At 67.8% G+C, this 12,794-nt stretch carries 14 protein-coding genes; 8 read left to right on the top strand and 6 right to left on the bottom strand.

What is annotated here, in order from left to right; genetic code table 11:
• Positions 1–314: 314 nt before the first annotated feature.
• Positions 315–1,205: a beta-lactamase transcriptional regulator PenR gene (gene penR / locus CFB39_RS28370; protein ID WP_089475318.1), complete on the bottom strand. Its 891-nt coding sequence runs from the start codon at positions 1,203–1,205 to the stop codon at positions 315–317.
• Positions 1,206–1,333: 128 nt separating this feature from the next.
• Between penR and blaPEN-bcc the strand changes: the two genes are divergently transcribed.
• The gene (gene blaPEN-bcc / locus CFB39_RS28365; RefSeq protein WP_089475317.1) at positions 1,334–2,254 is read left to right on the top strand and encodes a PEN family class A beta-lactamase, Bcc-type; all 921 of its coding nucleotides are present in this window, start codon (positions 1,334–1,336) and stop codon (positions 2,252–2,254) included.
• Positions 2,255–2,733: 479 nt separating this feature from the next.
• Here blaPEN-bcc and CFB39_RS28360 read toward each other — a convergent pair whose 3' ends face one another.
• The 3 genes from CFB39_RS28360 to CFB39_RS28345 form a co-directional block, all read right to left on the bottom strand.
• The gene (locus tag CFB39_RS28360; protein WP_089475316.1) at positions 2,734–2,934 is read right to left on the bottom strand and encodes a hypothetical protein; all 201 of its coding nucleotides are present in this window, start codon (positions 2,932–2,934) and stop codon (positions 2,734–2,736) included.
• 567 nt (positions 2,935–3,501) lie between these two features.
• Positions 3,502–3,870: an antibiotic biosynthesis monooxygenase gene (locus CFB39_RS28350; protein WP_089441908.1), complete on the bottom strand. Its 369-nt coding sequence runs from the start codon at positions 3,868–3,870 to the stop codon at positions 3,502–3,504.
• A gap of 33 nt (positions 3,871–3,903) precedes the next feature.
• The gene (locus CFB39_RS28345; protein ID WP_089475314.1) at positions 3,904–4,350 is read right to left on the bottom strand and encodes a MarR family winged helix-turn-helix transcriptional regulator; all 447 of its coding nucleotides are present in this window, start codon (positions 4,348–4,350) and stop codon (positions 3,904–3,906) included.
• A 176-nt stretch (positions 4,351–4,526) separates the two neighbouring features.
• On the opposite strand from CFB39_RS28345, the gene CFB39_RS28340 reads away from it, so the two are divergent.
• Positions 4,527–5,033 carry a hypothetical protein gene (locus CFB39_RS28340; protein WP_089475313.1) on the top strand — a complete coding sequence of 169 codons (507 nt, stop codon included), beginning with the start codon at positions 4,527–4,529 and terminating at the stop codon, positions 5,031–5,033.
• A 152-nt stretch (positions 5,034–5,185) separates the two neighbouring features.
• Here the strand turns inward: CFB39_RS28340 and CFB39_RS28335 are convergent, their stop codons facing one another.
• On the bottom strand, positions 5,186–6,562 hold the full coding sequence (locus tag CFB39_RS28335) for an ATP-binding protein (protein WP_089475312.1): 1,377 nt from the start codon (positions 6,560–6,562) through the stop codon (positions 5,186–5,188).
• Complete coding sequence (locus tag CFB39_RS28330; protein ID WP_089426981.1) at positions 6,559–7,221, bottom strand: response regulator; 663 nt, start codon at positions 7,219–7,221, stop codon at positions 6,559–6,561. Before CFB39_RS28330 ends, CFB39_RS28335 begins: the two co-directional genes overlap by 4 nt.
• A 232-nt stretch (positions 7,222–7,453) precedes the next feature.
• Here CFB39_RS28330 and CFB39_RS28325 point away from each other — a divergent pair, with 232 nt between their 5' ends.
• The 6 genes from CFB39_RS28325 (at position 7,454) to CFB39_RS28300 (ending at position 12,705) form a co-directional block, all read left to right on the top strand.
• Positions 7,454–7,807, top strand: a complete 354-nt coding sequence (locus CFB39_RS28325) for a YgiW/YdeI family stress tolerance OB fold protein (RefSeq protein ID WP_089475311.1) — start codon at positions 7,454–7,456, stop codon at positions 7,805–7,807.
• 55 nt (positions 7,808–7,862) lie between these two features.
• Complete coding sequence (locus CFB39_RS28320) at positions 7,863–8,723, top strand: MurR/RpiR family transcriptional regulator (protein WP_089426983.1); 861 nt, start codon at positions 7,863–7,865, stop codon at positions 8,721–8,723.
• A gap of 55 nt (positions 8,724–8,778) precedes the next feature.
• Positions 8,779–9,204 carry an N-acetyltransferase gene (locus CFB39_RS28315; protein WP_089475310.1) on the top strand — a complete coding sequence of 142 codons (426 nt, stop codon included), beginning with the start codon at positions 8,779–8,781 and terminating at the stop codon, positions 9,202–9,204.
• A 193-nt stretch (positions 9,205–9,397) separates the two neighbouring features.
• Positions 9,398–11,065 (top strand): ankyrin repeat domain-containing protein, encoded by a 1,668-nt coding sequence (locus CFB39_RS28310; RefSeq protein WP_089475309.1) that lies wholly within the window; start codon positions 9,398–9,400, stop codon positions 11,063–11,065.
• A gap of 175 nt (positions 11,066–11,240) precedes the next feature.
• Positions 11,241–12,101 carry an isocitrate lyase/phosphoenolpyruvate mutase family protein gene (locus tag CFB39_RS28305; protein WP_089475308.1) on the top strand — a complete coding sequence of 287 codons (861 nt, stop codon included), beginning with the start codon at positions 11,241–11,243 and terminating at the stop codon, positions 12,099–12,101.
• A gap of 337 nt (positions 12,102–12,438) precedes the next feature.
• Positions 12,439–12,705: a YodC family protein gene (locus tag CFB39_RS28300; protein WP_089426987.1), complete on the top strand. Its 267-nt coding sequence runs from the start codon at positions 12,439–12,441 to the stop codon at positions 12,703–12,705.
• The last annotated feature ends 89 nt before the right edge of the window (positions 12,706–12,794 follow it).

The raw sequence follows: 12,794 nt of genomic DNA, 5'->3' as shown, positions 1-12,794 counted from the left end.
CGAAAGCGCCGGCGCTGCCACAGGCTTGACCTCGCAAGGTCCCTGGATTGAATCCCCTTTTGTATCAGGATGTTACGCGCCGCATGGGAAGGATATCCACAGGCTTGCCAACATATTCTGTGGACAACTCGCAATCGATTGCGTCGCGACAGTTGAGGATCGGGCCATCGGGGGCCGGCTCGCGACGCCCGTGAACAGAGGCTGCCCGATGTCTGCGTCGGCACGCTAATTCGTGCTCGATCAAGGGCTTAGGTCCCGGGTACCCAGGATATCCACATCCTTGCCAACACTTTCTGTGGACAAGCCGGGCCGGGTCATTCGGCCTGCGCCGTCGCGGCCGCCTCGGCCACGATCCAGTCGCGAAAGAGCGTCATTGCCGGCGAGAGCGGTTTCGACTTCAGCGACGTGAGCCAGTAGCCGCCGGCGCGCACGTCGATGTCGAGCGGCCGCACGAGCAGGCCGAGCTGCAGTTCGCGCGCGAACATGCACGCCGGCGCGAGCGCGACGCCCGCGCCCTGCATCGCGGCCTCGACCATCAGCCGCGACGAATCGAACACGGGCCCGTTGACCGCCCACGGCTCGAGCTGCGCGGCATCGAACCAGCCGTGCCATTCGTCGGTGCGGTACGAGCGCAGCAGCGTTTCGTTCGCGAGATCGGTCGGTTGCGCAAGGCGCCGCGCGATGTCCGGCGCGCACAGCGCGGTGAGCGGCGCGTCGAGCAGGCGCTCGTTGCGCGTGGCCGGCCAGTTGCCTTCCCCGAAGCGGATCGCGAAGTCGAGGCCCTCGGCGGCCAGGTCGACGACGTTGTTGTTGGTCCGCATCCGCAGCTCGACGAACGGATGCGTATCGCCGAACTGCTTCAAGCGCGGCATTAGCCAGCCTAGGGCAAAGGTGCCGACGACGCCGAGCGTCAGCACCTCGTGGAAGCGCCCGCCGTCGAACTGCTTGAGCACGGTCTCGATGCGGCTGAACGCGTCGCTGAGCACCGGCAGCAGCGCGCGCCCCTCGTCGGTGAGCCCGAGGCCGCGCGGCAGCCGTGTGAACAGCGTGCAGCCGAGCCGCTCCTCCAGCGAGCGCACCTGCTGGCTGACCGCGGCCTGGGTCACGCTCAGCTCGAGGCCGGCGCGCGTGAAGTTCAGGTGGCGCGCCGACGATTCGAACGCGCGCAGCGCATTGAGCGGAAGATGAGGGCGGAGCTTGGTCATAAGAATTTCTTTTGTCAGCGCTCAATTATCGTTGCTTGTCAGGCAACCGTAAAGTCCCGATAGTGCTGTCTCGCCGGCCGGGCGCGTTCAACATCCTTTCGCTCACATTCCACCACGAGACAACCGACATGACCTACTCATCGAAACGTCGAACCCTGTTGCTGGCCGCGGCGACGGCGCCGCTTGCGTTGACCGTCGCCGCATGTGCGTCACGGCAGACCGCGGCGCCGGACGAGGCAACGGCCGCAGCCGTGACACCCGCTGCCGCCGGGCAGATGCTGGCCGAGCTCGAACGCAGCGCGGGCGGCCGCCTCGGCGTGTGCGCGATCGACATCGCGACCGGCCGGCGCGTGGAACATCGCCAGAACGAGCGCTTCCCGTTCTGCAGCACGTTCAAGGCGATGCTGAGCGCGGCGGTGCTGGCGCAGAGCGTCGATCGACCGGCGTTGCTGCAACAGCGCGTGACGTACACCCGGGCCGACCTCGTCAACTATTCGCCGGTGTCGGGCAAGCATGTCGACGACGGCATGACGGTCGCCGCGCTGTGCGAGGCCACGATCCAGTACAGCGACAACTCGGCCGCGAACCTGCTGATGAAGCTGCTCGGCGGCCCGTCGGCGGTGACGGCCTATGCGCGCTCGATCGGCGACGACACGTTCCGGCTCGATCGATGGGAGACCGAACTGAATACCGCGCTGCCGGGCGACCCGCGCGACACGACGACGCCGGCCGCGATGGCCGCGAGCATGCGCGTGCTGATGGTCGGCGAGGCGCTGCCGGCCGCGCAGCGTGCGCAGCTCGTCGCGTGGATGCGCGGCAACAAGGTCGGCGACAAGCGGATCCGTGCGGGCGTGCCGGCCGGGTGGACGGTCGGCGACAAGACGGGCACCGGCGACTACGGGACGACCAACGACGCGGGTGTCGTGTGGTCGCCGTCGGGCGCACCGATCGCGCTGGCCGTGTACTACACGCAGGCGCGTGCCGATGCGCGCGCGAAGGACGACGTGATCGCGTCGGTCGCACGCATCGTGGTTCGGGCATTCGGTTGAGGCGGGCGGCACGCCGTGCGTGACGCGATCCGCGTGCATGCCGTGCCGCAACCGTGACCCGCGTGATCAAACGTTGTGCGATCAACGACTTAGGTCACGCATGCTCAGGATATCCACATGCTTGCCAACAAAAAGTGTGGACAAGCCCGCGCGCGGCCGCATCCGGCGTGGCGCGGGCCGCCGTGCCGCATTTGAGGCGGCGCGGACAAAGTCTTTCGGATCAAGCGCTTGGCCTTGGTATGCGCAGGCTATCCACATGCTTGCCAACACAATCTGTGGACAAGCCGGTTCGCTCGCGCGGAAGGCGCCCGGTCACGTGGCGAATGGGCGTGCGGGCGGCACTTTTCCGGCCGCGTGCCGCATTTGAAGCGGTGCGGACAAAGTCTTTCGGATCAAGCGCTTGGTCGCGGTATGCGCAGGCTATCCACATGCTTGCCAACAAAATCTGTGGACAAGCCTGGCGGCCGCGCTGGCGACGATCAGGGCTGCCGATCGTCGACGGTGGGCCAGCGCGCGAACGCGAACACCCACAACATGATGAAGTTCAGGACCGGGACGAACATCGTCAGGATCCACCAGCCCGAATGCCCGGTGCGCCGCACGATGCGGACGTACGGGTAGATGACGACGGAGACCAGCACGAGTGAGACGACCAGCTGCCACGCGGTGAAGTGTTCCATGGTCTTCCTCGGAGTGAGGTGTCGTGGTGCGGCACCGGCGGAACGGCCGGCCCGTTGAGCCGTCGCGCGACGCCGATGATGCGCGGCCGCGTGCGGCTCGCATGATCTTGACGCGTGGCGGGCGCGAGCGTCAAGGCGACGGTGATGCGCTGCTGTTGCGCGGGATCGTGCGCTTGCGCGCGGGCCCGGGCCGCAGGGTGCCGCAACCGTGACGCCGCGCATGAACCGTAGCCCGATCAACGGGTTAGCGCAGGCGTGCGCAGGATATCCACAAGCTTGCCAACAAAATCTGTGGGTAAGTGGCGCCGCGCAGGCGCGTGTGAACCGATTGCGGCGCGCATCGTCGTGGCGTCGTGATGCGAAGTGTGGCGAAGCGGTGTATGCGCTGGCCATCACCGGGGCCTCGTCTGCATCACGCGTGCCAAAGTCCGTCGGATCAAGGACTTGGCGTTGCGGTGCGCAGGATATCCACAAGCTTGCCAACATTTTCTGTGGAGAAGTCCGGGTGCGTGAGCGACGCGCGACACCCCCGCGAATGCCGCGCGTTGCCTCGATTCCCGCGTGTCCTCACGCCGTGCAGATACCGGCCACGCCGACTTTCTGGAACAGGTGCGGGCTCGCGACGGCGGACGACGGATAGGCCGACAGCTTGGCGACGAACTCGGGATGCGTGAAGGCCGCGCGAAATGCTTCAGTCGATTCCCAGATCGCGTAGTTCAGGTACGTCGGACTGTCGCCGAGTGCGCGATGCAACTGGGTCGAAATGAATCCGGGCTGCCGCTTCATGAATTCGGCGTCGTCCTTCCACACAGCGAGAAAGTCCGCTTCGTCGGCGGCGGCCAGCGTGAATACGTTGACGAGGACGACCGGCTCCGCGTCGATGGCGATCTGTTGCTGGATCGGAAAGGCCGGATCCATCGGCTTGAAATGAGGCATGGGAACTCCTGTGGGTGGGGGGCGGTTGCGCGCTCACGTCGGTGCATCGGCGCCATGCGCGCGGGACATCGCCGACAGCACGCGGATCGCCGCATCCAGGTCAGCCGAACTGAAGTCGCCGGCGATGTCGCGGACATGCTGCTGCCACTGCTCGACCACGGCCTGATAGGCCGCCTCGCCGCGAGGCGTCAGCGCGTACAAGGGCGAGCGCTTGTGCGCCGGGTTGGGCAGCGACTCCACCAGCCCTTCGTCGGTCAGCACGTTGATCTGTTTCAGCACCGCCTGCCGCGTGATGCCCATCGCGTCGGCGATCTGCGGGATGTTCGGGGCTTCCGGCGCCAGCGAGATGGCGCCCAGCACCTGCCAGCGCGCACTGGTCAGGCCGTGCGGCCCGGCAAAGGTGTTGCCCCATTCGATCAGCAGGCCGTTCAAGCGGAATACGGACAGCGCGACGGTGGTCAACTTCGCGGATTTCGTCATGTTCGATACGCGGGATGAATTGACAACTACTTTACGTATTGGACAACTGGTTGTCAATGTGGCGAATGAATGCCGTGGAACGAGGCCGGGTGGGTAAACTGGCGACGCGATCCGGCACCGGTAACATTTGCCGCGCCGGATGGCCGGCCAACAATAAGGAACCTGGAGAGAAATCAGTGAGAACGATCTGGAAATCGATCGCCGTGCCGTTGATGGCGGCGGTATGCGGCACGAGTGCGCATGCCTGTCAGCCGGCCTACCGTCACACCGAGTATTTCGGCGAGCGCACCTACCTGAGTGAAGAAGTTCGCGACAAGGTGCTCGACGACATCCGTGCCAATCACTACACCGTCATCGAGCCGCAAATCGGCTTGCTGTTCTACCCGATCGTCAGAAAGGGCGACGCGATCTACCTCGGCAACCAGCCGATCGCGACGGAGAAGGACTCGTTCTGGTATCTCGGGCACGGCTATTACCAGTTGAACGGCCAGCTCTATTACATGGGCGAGCGAGTCGGTGCGTATCCGGGCGGCGGTACCGTCGTCGTTCATGTCGAGGATCGCACGCGCCCCCGGCCGGACGACTATCCGAAGGGGCGACTGTATTGCCGCGTCGAGCATCACGCCAGCATCCTCGAAACCTCGACCGGCCTCCGGATCGAGCGAATCGTCGACGACAACTGAATCGGGTGGTGAGCTGACCCGGCCTGGCGCATTTGCCGCGCACGACCGGCAAACCCTTTCCGATCAATGGCTTGGTGTCGTTAATGGCAGGTTGTCCACAAGCTTGCCAACACAATCTGTGGAAAAGCCGTGCGTCGTGCGTCGCCCGCGCGTCAGGCCGGCTGCGGAAAGCGCACCGTGACGGTCAGCCCGCGTCCGCCGTGCGTGGTGCCGAGCGCGACCGTCGCACGATGCTGTTCGGCGATCCGCTTGACGATCGACAGCCCGAGCCCGCTGCCCGACGACGTGACGGCCTGCGCGCCTTCACCGCGATAGAATCGCTCCCACACGTCGTTGCGTTCGGCTTCCGGGATCCCGGGGCCGTCGTCGGCGACTTCGAGCACGGGCGTCGTGCCGTCGATCCGCGCGGACACATCGACGCGCGCACCGGCGCCCGCATAGCGGATCGCGTTGTCGACGAGGTTGTTCAGCAGCACGCGCAACGTGTCCGCATTGCCCGACGTCATCACCGGCGTCGATACGATCGCGCCGAGATCGATCCGGTGCGCGTCGGCGACGCGCGTGCGATCCGATACCACCGACCGGCACAGCGCGGCGAGATCGACGGGGGCCGACGCGGAGGCGGCCGCCTGCGCGTCGGGCTCGAGGCGCGCGAGCGTCAGCAACTGCTCGGCGAGGTGGCCGAGGCGTGTCGTGCCCGCCTGGATCTGCGCGAGGATGTGCTCGCGTTCCTCGGCGGTCGCCGCGCGCCGCAGCAGCTGCGACTGGATCGACAGCCCCATGATCGGCGTGCGCAACTCGTGCGCGGCATCGGCGATGAAGTGGCGCTGCAGCGTGAACGAGCGGTCGAGGCGCGCGAGCAGGTCATTGATCGCTTCGGCGAGCGGGCGGACTTCGTTCGGCATCGCGCCCACGTCGACCGGTTCCAGATTGTTCGCATTCCTGCGTTTGAGGCCGGATGCAATCGTGCGCAGTGGCCGCAGCCCCGCGCCGATGCCGAACCACAGGCCGATCGCGAGCAGCGGCAGCATCGAGAAGACCGGCCACAGCAGATGCACGGCGATGCCCGCGATCGCTTCCCATCGCGCGTGGCGTGCCTGCGCGAGCCGGATCGTCGTGCCGCCGCGCTCGGTCACATAGGTGCGCCACGGCTGGCCGTCGACGTCGACGCTCGCGATGCCTTTCTGCTCGGGCGGCGGCAGTTTCGAATCGCGGTCGGTCGAATACACGAGCGCGCCGTTGCGCCAGACCTGCAGCAGCACGGCGTCGGGATCGCTCGCTTCGAAGCCGTGCTTGCCGTTGCCGTGGTTGCTGAACGACAGCTCGCCGTTCGGGCCGACGACGATCTGCTTCGACATGCTGCGCATCTGGTCGTCGAGCAGGTCGTCGAGTTCGCGCAGCGCGCCCCAGTAGGTGCCCGCGCTCGCGACGAGGCCGATCACGCATGCGGCCGGCATCAGCCACGTCAGCAGGCGCCGCCGCAGCGACGCGTTGCGCCAGCGCGCGATCGCCCGTTGGATGCGCGTCATGCGCCGTCACCGATCCGGTAGCCGACGCCGCGCACCGTGCGGATCATGTCGTGGCCGAGCTTCTTGCGCAGGTTGTGAATGTGCACCTGCACGGCGTTGCTCTCGATTTCCTCGCCCCAGCTGTACAGCCGTTCCTCGAACTGCTCGCGCGAGATCACCGCGCCCGGGTCGCGCATCAGCTCGTGCAGCAGCACGAACTCCTTCGGCGACAGCGGCACTTCGTCGTCGTTGAGCCAGACGAGGTGCTTGACGGGATCGAGCCGCAGCGGGCCGATCACGAGCGTCGTCTGCGCGCGGCCCGCGTGGCGGCGGGTCACGGCGCGGATCCGGGCGAGCAACTCGTCGAGCTCGAACGGCTTGACGAGATAGTCGTCCGCGCCGCTGTCGAGGCCCGCGATGCGGTCGGGCACACCGTCGCGCGCGGTGATGATGATCGCGGGGAGGGTCTCGTCGCGGCGGCGCAGCGCGGCGAGCACCGACAGGCCGTCGCGGTTCGGCAGCCCGAGATCGAGCAGCAGCAGGCCGTAGCCGGTCGCGCGCAGCGCGAGCGACGCGGCGTCGCCGTCCTTCACCCAGTCGACCGCGAAGCCTTCCTGTTTGAGGCCCTGTTCGAGCCCGCTGCCGATCAGCGGATCGTCCTCGACGAGCAATACGCGCATGAATTCGTGTCTCTTCAACGGGGTGCCGTGGCACCCGGGGTTCCCATGATAAGCGCCCGTGTCTTAGGCGCAGCTTAAATGCGGGCGGCGCGCGGCGGGCGCTCCCATGCGTCCGATGCGGCACCGCGTCGCTTTCGGGCGACCTTCAGGTTTGCTTAATCTTACGGTCCGTAATCTGGCGCCGTCGCGTTCAACGGGGCGCGGCGTCACATCGAAGAAGAGGACCACGATCATGAAACACCTGGCCAGAATCCTGACGGTCGCGCTCGCCACGCTGCCCGCCGCCGTCTACGCGCAATACACGGGGCCATCCGCGCTGACCACGACCACCGTGAAGGAGCTGCTCGCGAACGGCAAGGACGACCAGCACGTGCAACTGCAGGGCCGCATCGTCAAGCATGTCGGCGGCGAGGATTACGAATTCGCCGATGCGACCGGCACGATCCGCGTCGAGATCGACCGCAAGCTGTGGGCGGCCGGGCAGCCCGTCAGCGACAAGAACGAAGTGAAGGTGACCGGCGAATTCGAGCGCAAATGGTCGGGCAGCGTGAAGGTCGACGCCGATCACGTCGAAGTGCTGCGCTGACCGGTGCGCGCGGGGCCGGTGATACCATGGACGACCGGTTCCCGCTCCCACCAAGATGGCCGCCAATTTCGACGAACTCGCGTCCCGGATCCGGGCGCAATTTTCCGAGCTGAGCCCGCAATTCCAGGCGGGCGCTGCCTTCCTGCTCGATCACCCCGACGAAGTCGCCACCTCGTCGATGCGCAAGGTCGCCCAGCGCGCGCAGGTGCAGCCCGCCTCGCTCGTGCGGCTCGCGCAGCAATTCGGTTTCCCCGGCTGGAACGAGCTGCGCGACCTGTGCGTGGCGCGCGTGCGCACGCGCCCCGAGCCGCTCACGCAGCGGGCGCGCTCGCTCGTGCGGCCCGACGCGCAGGCGTCGCTCGCGCACGACCTGCTCGCCGCGCAACAACACAACCTGTCGGCCACCGCCGCGCAGAACGAGCACGCGCTCGCCGATGCCGCGAAACTGATCCGCAAGGCGTCGCACGTGCACGTCGCGGGGTTTCGCTCGTGTTATCCGGTCGCGTTCGGCTTCGTGTACGGCTACCGGCTGTTCCGTCCGACCGTGTCGCTGCTCAATGGCGTCGCCGGTTCGCTCGAGATGGAGCTGCGCACGATCGCGAAGCAGAGCGTGACCGTCGTCGTCAGCTTCGCGCCGTATTCGCAGGAAGCGACGCGCGTCGCGCAGGCCGCGAAAGCGCAGGGCAGCCGGATCGTCGCGATCACCGACAGCGCGGTGTCGCCGATCGCACTGCACGCGGATGCGCAACTGATCTTCACGCACGACAGCCCGTCGTTCTTTCCGTCGCTGGTGGCCGCGCATGCGATGGCCGAAGCGCTGGTCGCGCAGTTGCTGGCGCTCGAAGGCAGCGATGCGATCGCCGCGCTCGAGCGCACGGAAGCGGAGCTGCACGCGAAGGGCGCGTACGTCGTCTGACGCGGTGCGTGCGGCGTCGCCCCTTCCTCATTCAGGATTCAAGCGGATTCAACCGATGACGTTCACATACGAGGTGACGGAGGCGGGCGACGCGAACGTGCGCAAGCAGATCGTCGCGCCGCTCATCCGGTTCAACGAAAGCCAGGCGGGCCCGCTCGACGCGCGTCCGCTGGCCGTGGTCGTGACCGATGGCGAGGGCGCGGTGGTCGGTGGCCTGTGGGGCAGCACGGCGTACGGCTGGCTGCATGTCGACCTGCTCGTGGTGCCCGAGGCCGCGCGCGGCCGGGGCGCGGGCACGCGCATCATGGATCTGGCCGAGGCGGAGGCCGTCGCGCGCGGCTGCCACAGTGCGTGGCTCGACACGTTCGACTTCCAGGCACGGCCGTTCTACGAGAAACGCGGCTATGTCCGCTTCGGCGAGCTGCCGGATTATCCGGTCGGACACGCGCGCATTTTCCTGACGAAGCAGCTCGCGGGCTGAGTGTCGCCGCCGCAGGGCGCGGCGCGGTTGACGTCGCCGCCGGCCGTCGCCTAGGATACCGGGCAGCGATGCAGGTCGCTTCCGGGTCCGCGGAAAGGGTTGAACCCACCTGTTGCGGCAAATTCAGCTTTCCCCCTGTCCTTTGTGCTGGCGGTATTGCGGACCTTCGGCCATTCACTGCACGAGGATTCGCATGAAAAAACTGCCTCCCCAGGCCCATCCCGACCATCTGAAAAAGCAGGCCAAGGCACTGTTGCGCCTGTACCGGCAAGGCGACGCCGATGCCGTCGCGCGCTTTGTCCGGTTTCTCCCTGCCGCCGCGAACCGCACGCACGACGAAGCGCTCGCGCTCGGGCTTCGGCTGCATGACGCGCAATCGTGCATCGCGCGCGAGTACGGCTTTGCGTCATGGGCCGATCTCGGCGCGTTCGTCGAAACGCATGCGCTGGCGGGGCAACAGCGCGCGCAGCTGGTCCGGCGCTGGCTCGACCTGGCGTACGGCGGCGACGTGACCGGTGGCGTCGACGCGCCCCGGCCGCGCGTCGCCGCGCAATTGTTGCTCGACCATCCCGAGCTCGTCGCGGACGATCCGACCATCGCGTGCGCGGCCGGCGACCTCGACGCCGTGAAGGCGGCGCTGGCGGCCGATCCCGGCTGGATCGCGCGCGCCGGCGGCGCGTTGAAGCTGCCGCCGCTCGTCGCCGTCACGCATTCGCGGCTCGGGCAGCTTCCCGAGTTCGCCGCCAGGCTGCGCGCCTGCGCGCGTCTTCTGCTCGATGCCGGCGCTGATCCGAACCAGCGGATCGGCAACCGCTTTCCGCCTGCGTCGCTCGCCGAACCCGACGAAGCGGGGCCGCTGTCGGCGCTGTACGGCGCGGCGGGCGTCAATCGCGATCCGGTTCTCACCGCGATGCTGCTGGAAGCCGGCGCCGACCCGAACGACGGCGAATCGCTGTATCACTCGGTGGAGCATCCGGCCTGCACGCGCGTGCTGCTCGAACACGGCGCGCGGGTGGGCGGGACGAATGCGTTGCGGCGCGCGTTCGACATGCGCGATGCCGACGCGCTTGAACTGCTGCTCGCGCATGGCGGCGACCCGAACGAGCCGCCCGGCGCGGGGCTCGCGCAGACCTGGGGCGCACCGTTGTTGCGGGCGATCGGCGTGCGCTGCTCGGCGCGCCACGTCGCCGCGCTGCTGGCGGCCGGCGCCGATCCCCGCGCGCAAACGCCGACAGGCATCAGTGCGTACCGGCTGGCGATGCAGACCGGGCTGTCCGACGTTGCGGCCTTGTTGCGTGCAGCCGGCGCGGACGAGGCGCTCGACGCGGCGGACGCGTTCGTGGCGGCCTGCGCGCGCGCCGACGCCGACGATGCGCGGCGCATCCAGGCGCGGCATCCCGAACTGCCCGGCGCGCTGCCCGCTGAACGGCTGCGGTTGCTGCCGGACGCCGCCGCATGGGGTTCGGGCGACGCGGTGAAGGTCATGGTCGAACTGGGCTGGCCGATCTCCGCGCGCGGCGGCGACTGGGACGCGAGCGCGCTGAATCACGCGGTGTTCCGCGGCGACGCGGACTTGCTGGCGTTCCTGCTCGCGCACGGCGCGAACTGGCGCGACCTGCACGGGTTCGGGAGCGACGCGCTCGGCACGTTGTCGTGGGCATCGGTCAACGAACCGGAGCAGGCCGGCGCGGCCGACTGGGAGGCGTGCGCGCGGGTGCTGCTCGCGCACGGCGTGCCGCACGCCACGCGGAGCCCGTCGAATCCGGACGACGTGCTGATCGACGGCCGCGCGATGCGCTTCTCCGAGGCCGTCACCGACGTGTTGCTCGGCATCGACGGCGGGCCGGCCGCATCGATCTGAACGACCGTGGGCCGGCGGCGGGCAGGCGGCGGCGCCGGCCCGCTCGTGGCCGGCTGCGGGCGTACGGTCGGCGTGCCGGGTTTTCCCGGTCGCGCGACGACATTTCGGCGAACGCTGAAACGTCGCGTGCACGACCGGCGTAAGCTCGGTCGTCAACTTCCTTCCGGAGTCCGCGATGACCCGTTCCGACCTGCAAGCCCGCCAAGCCGAAGCCTTCCGCGCCCTGCATGCGCGCCCCGGCGCCTTCATCATCCCGAACCCGTGGGACGCCGGCACCGCGCGCCTGCTCGCGATGGCCGGCTTCGAGGCGCTCGCGACCACGAGTGCCGGCTACGCGTTTTCGAAAGGGCAGCCCGACAACGCGATCGACCGCGACGCGATGCTCGATCACATCGCCGAGATCGTCTCCGCGGGCGGCTTGCCCGTCAGCGCTGACCTGGAGAACGGCTTCGGCGACGCGCCCGACACGGTGGCCGAAACGGTCCGGCTCGCGGCCGAGGCCGGCGCGGTGGGCGGCTCGATCGAGGACGCGACGGGCCGCGCCGACGCGCCGATCTACGCACGCGAAGCGGCGATCGAGCGTATCGCGGCGGCCGTCGACGCGGCACGCGCGCTGCCGTTTCCGTTCACGCTGACGGCGCGCTGCGAAAATTACCTGCATGGGCGCCATGACCTCGCCGACACGATCGCGCGGCTCGTCGCCTATCGCGACGCGGGCGCCGACGTGCTGTACGCGCCGGGCATCACCGATGCGGACGACATCGCGGCGGTGACGCAGGCGGTCGGCGCGCCCGTGAACGTCGTGATGGGGCTGCAGGGCGGATTGCTGAGCCTCGACGCGCTGGCGGCGCTCGGCGTGAAGCGCGTGAGCGTCGGCGGGGCGCTGGCACGGGCCGCGCTCGGCGCGTTTCTGCGCGCGGCGAAGGAGATGGCGCAGGAAGGAACGTTTACGTTTACGCAAGCTGCCGTGCCCGGGCGCGATATCAACCGCTGGTTTGCGTCACCCGATAATTCGCCGGTTTTGTTCGGGGAATGAGCGCAGATAAATCGTGGGATCGTTTCCAGTCGAAAGCTGGTTGACAATAATCAACCGATTTCGCGTCTGAATTAAACATCGGTGACGACGCAAAATACATCGTCTATTCTCCGCATTCCCGCCCGTTCGGCCGGCGCCGGCGCACAAACCGCGCCGGACCGGGCGATCGGGCGCTCGCCGGGCGCGTCGATGCCGCGCATTGTTGCATTTCCTCGGTCAGTATGTTTTTGACTGCGGGAGTTGCCGGCTGATTATTTGATTGATAATCTGCGGCACGTTCGAAAGGACAGTGGGTGGTCCGCCGGGAATATCGATATATATAAATGCTGAGAGAGCGATGACGAACCGAGAAAATCAACGCGTCAGGTTTCGCGTCGGCGATGTCGTGACGCTGAAGACGGGCGGGCCGCGCATGACCGTCACCTATGCCGGGCCGGTCGTATTCGACGACGGCGACTGGCTGATCTGCCAGTGGTTCGACGAAAACGGCGAATTCCGGCAGGAAATGTTCCCTCACGACACCGTGGTGGCCGAGCCGCGCGCGATTTCGGCCGGGCGCGTCCGCATGCGGATGCAGTCGCATCGCTACCGGTCGGCTGCCTGACGATCCGCTGTCGTCGCGATGCCGCCACGCCCGATACCCGCGCCGCGACATTTCACGTCAACCCGAAACATGCGGCAGCGCACTGCACC

It is taken from the genome of Burkholderia sp. AU6039 (assembly GCF_002223365.1).
GTDB lineage: Bacteria > Pseudomonadota > Gammaproteobacteria > Burkholderiales > Burkholderiaceae > Burkholderia.
Note: the sequence above shows the minus strand (reverse complement) of the source record. Positions and strands in the feature narration are given on the sequence as shown.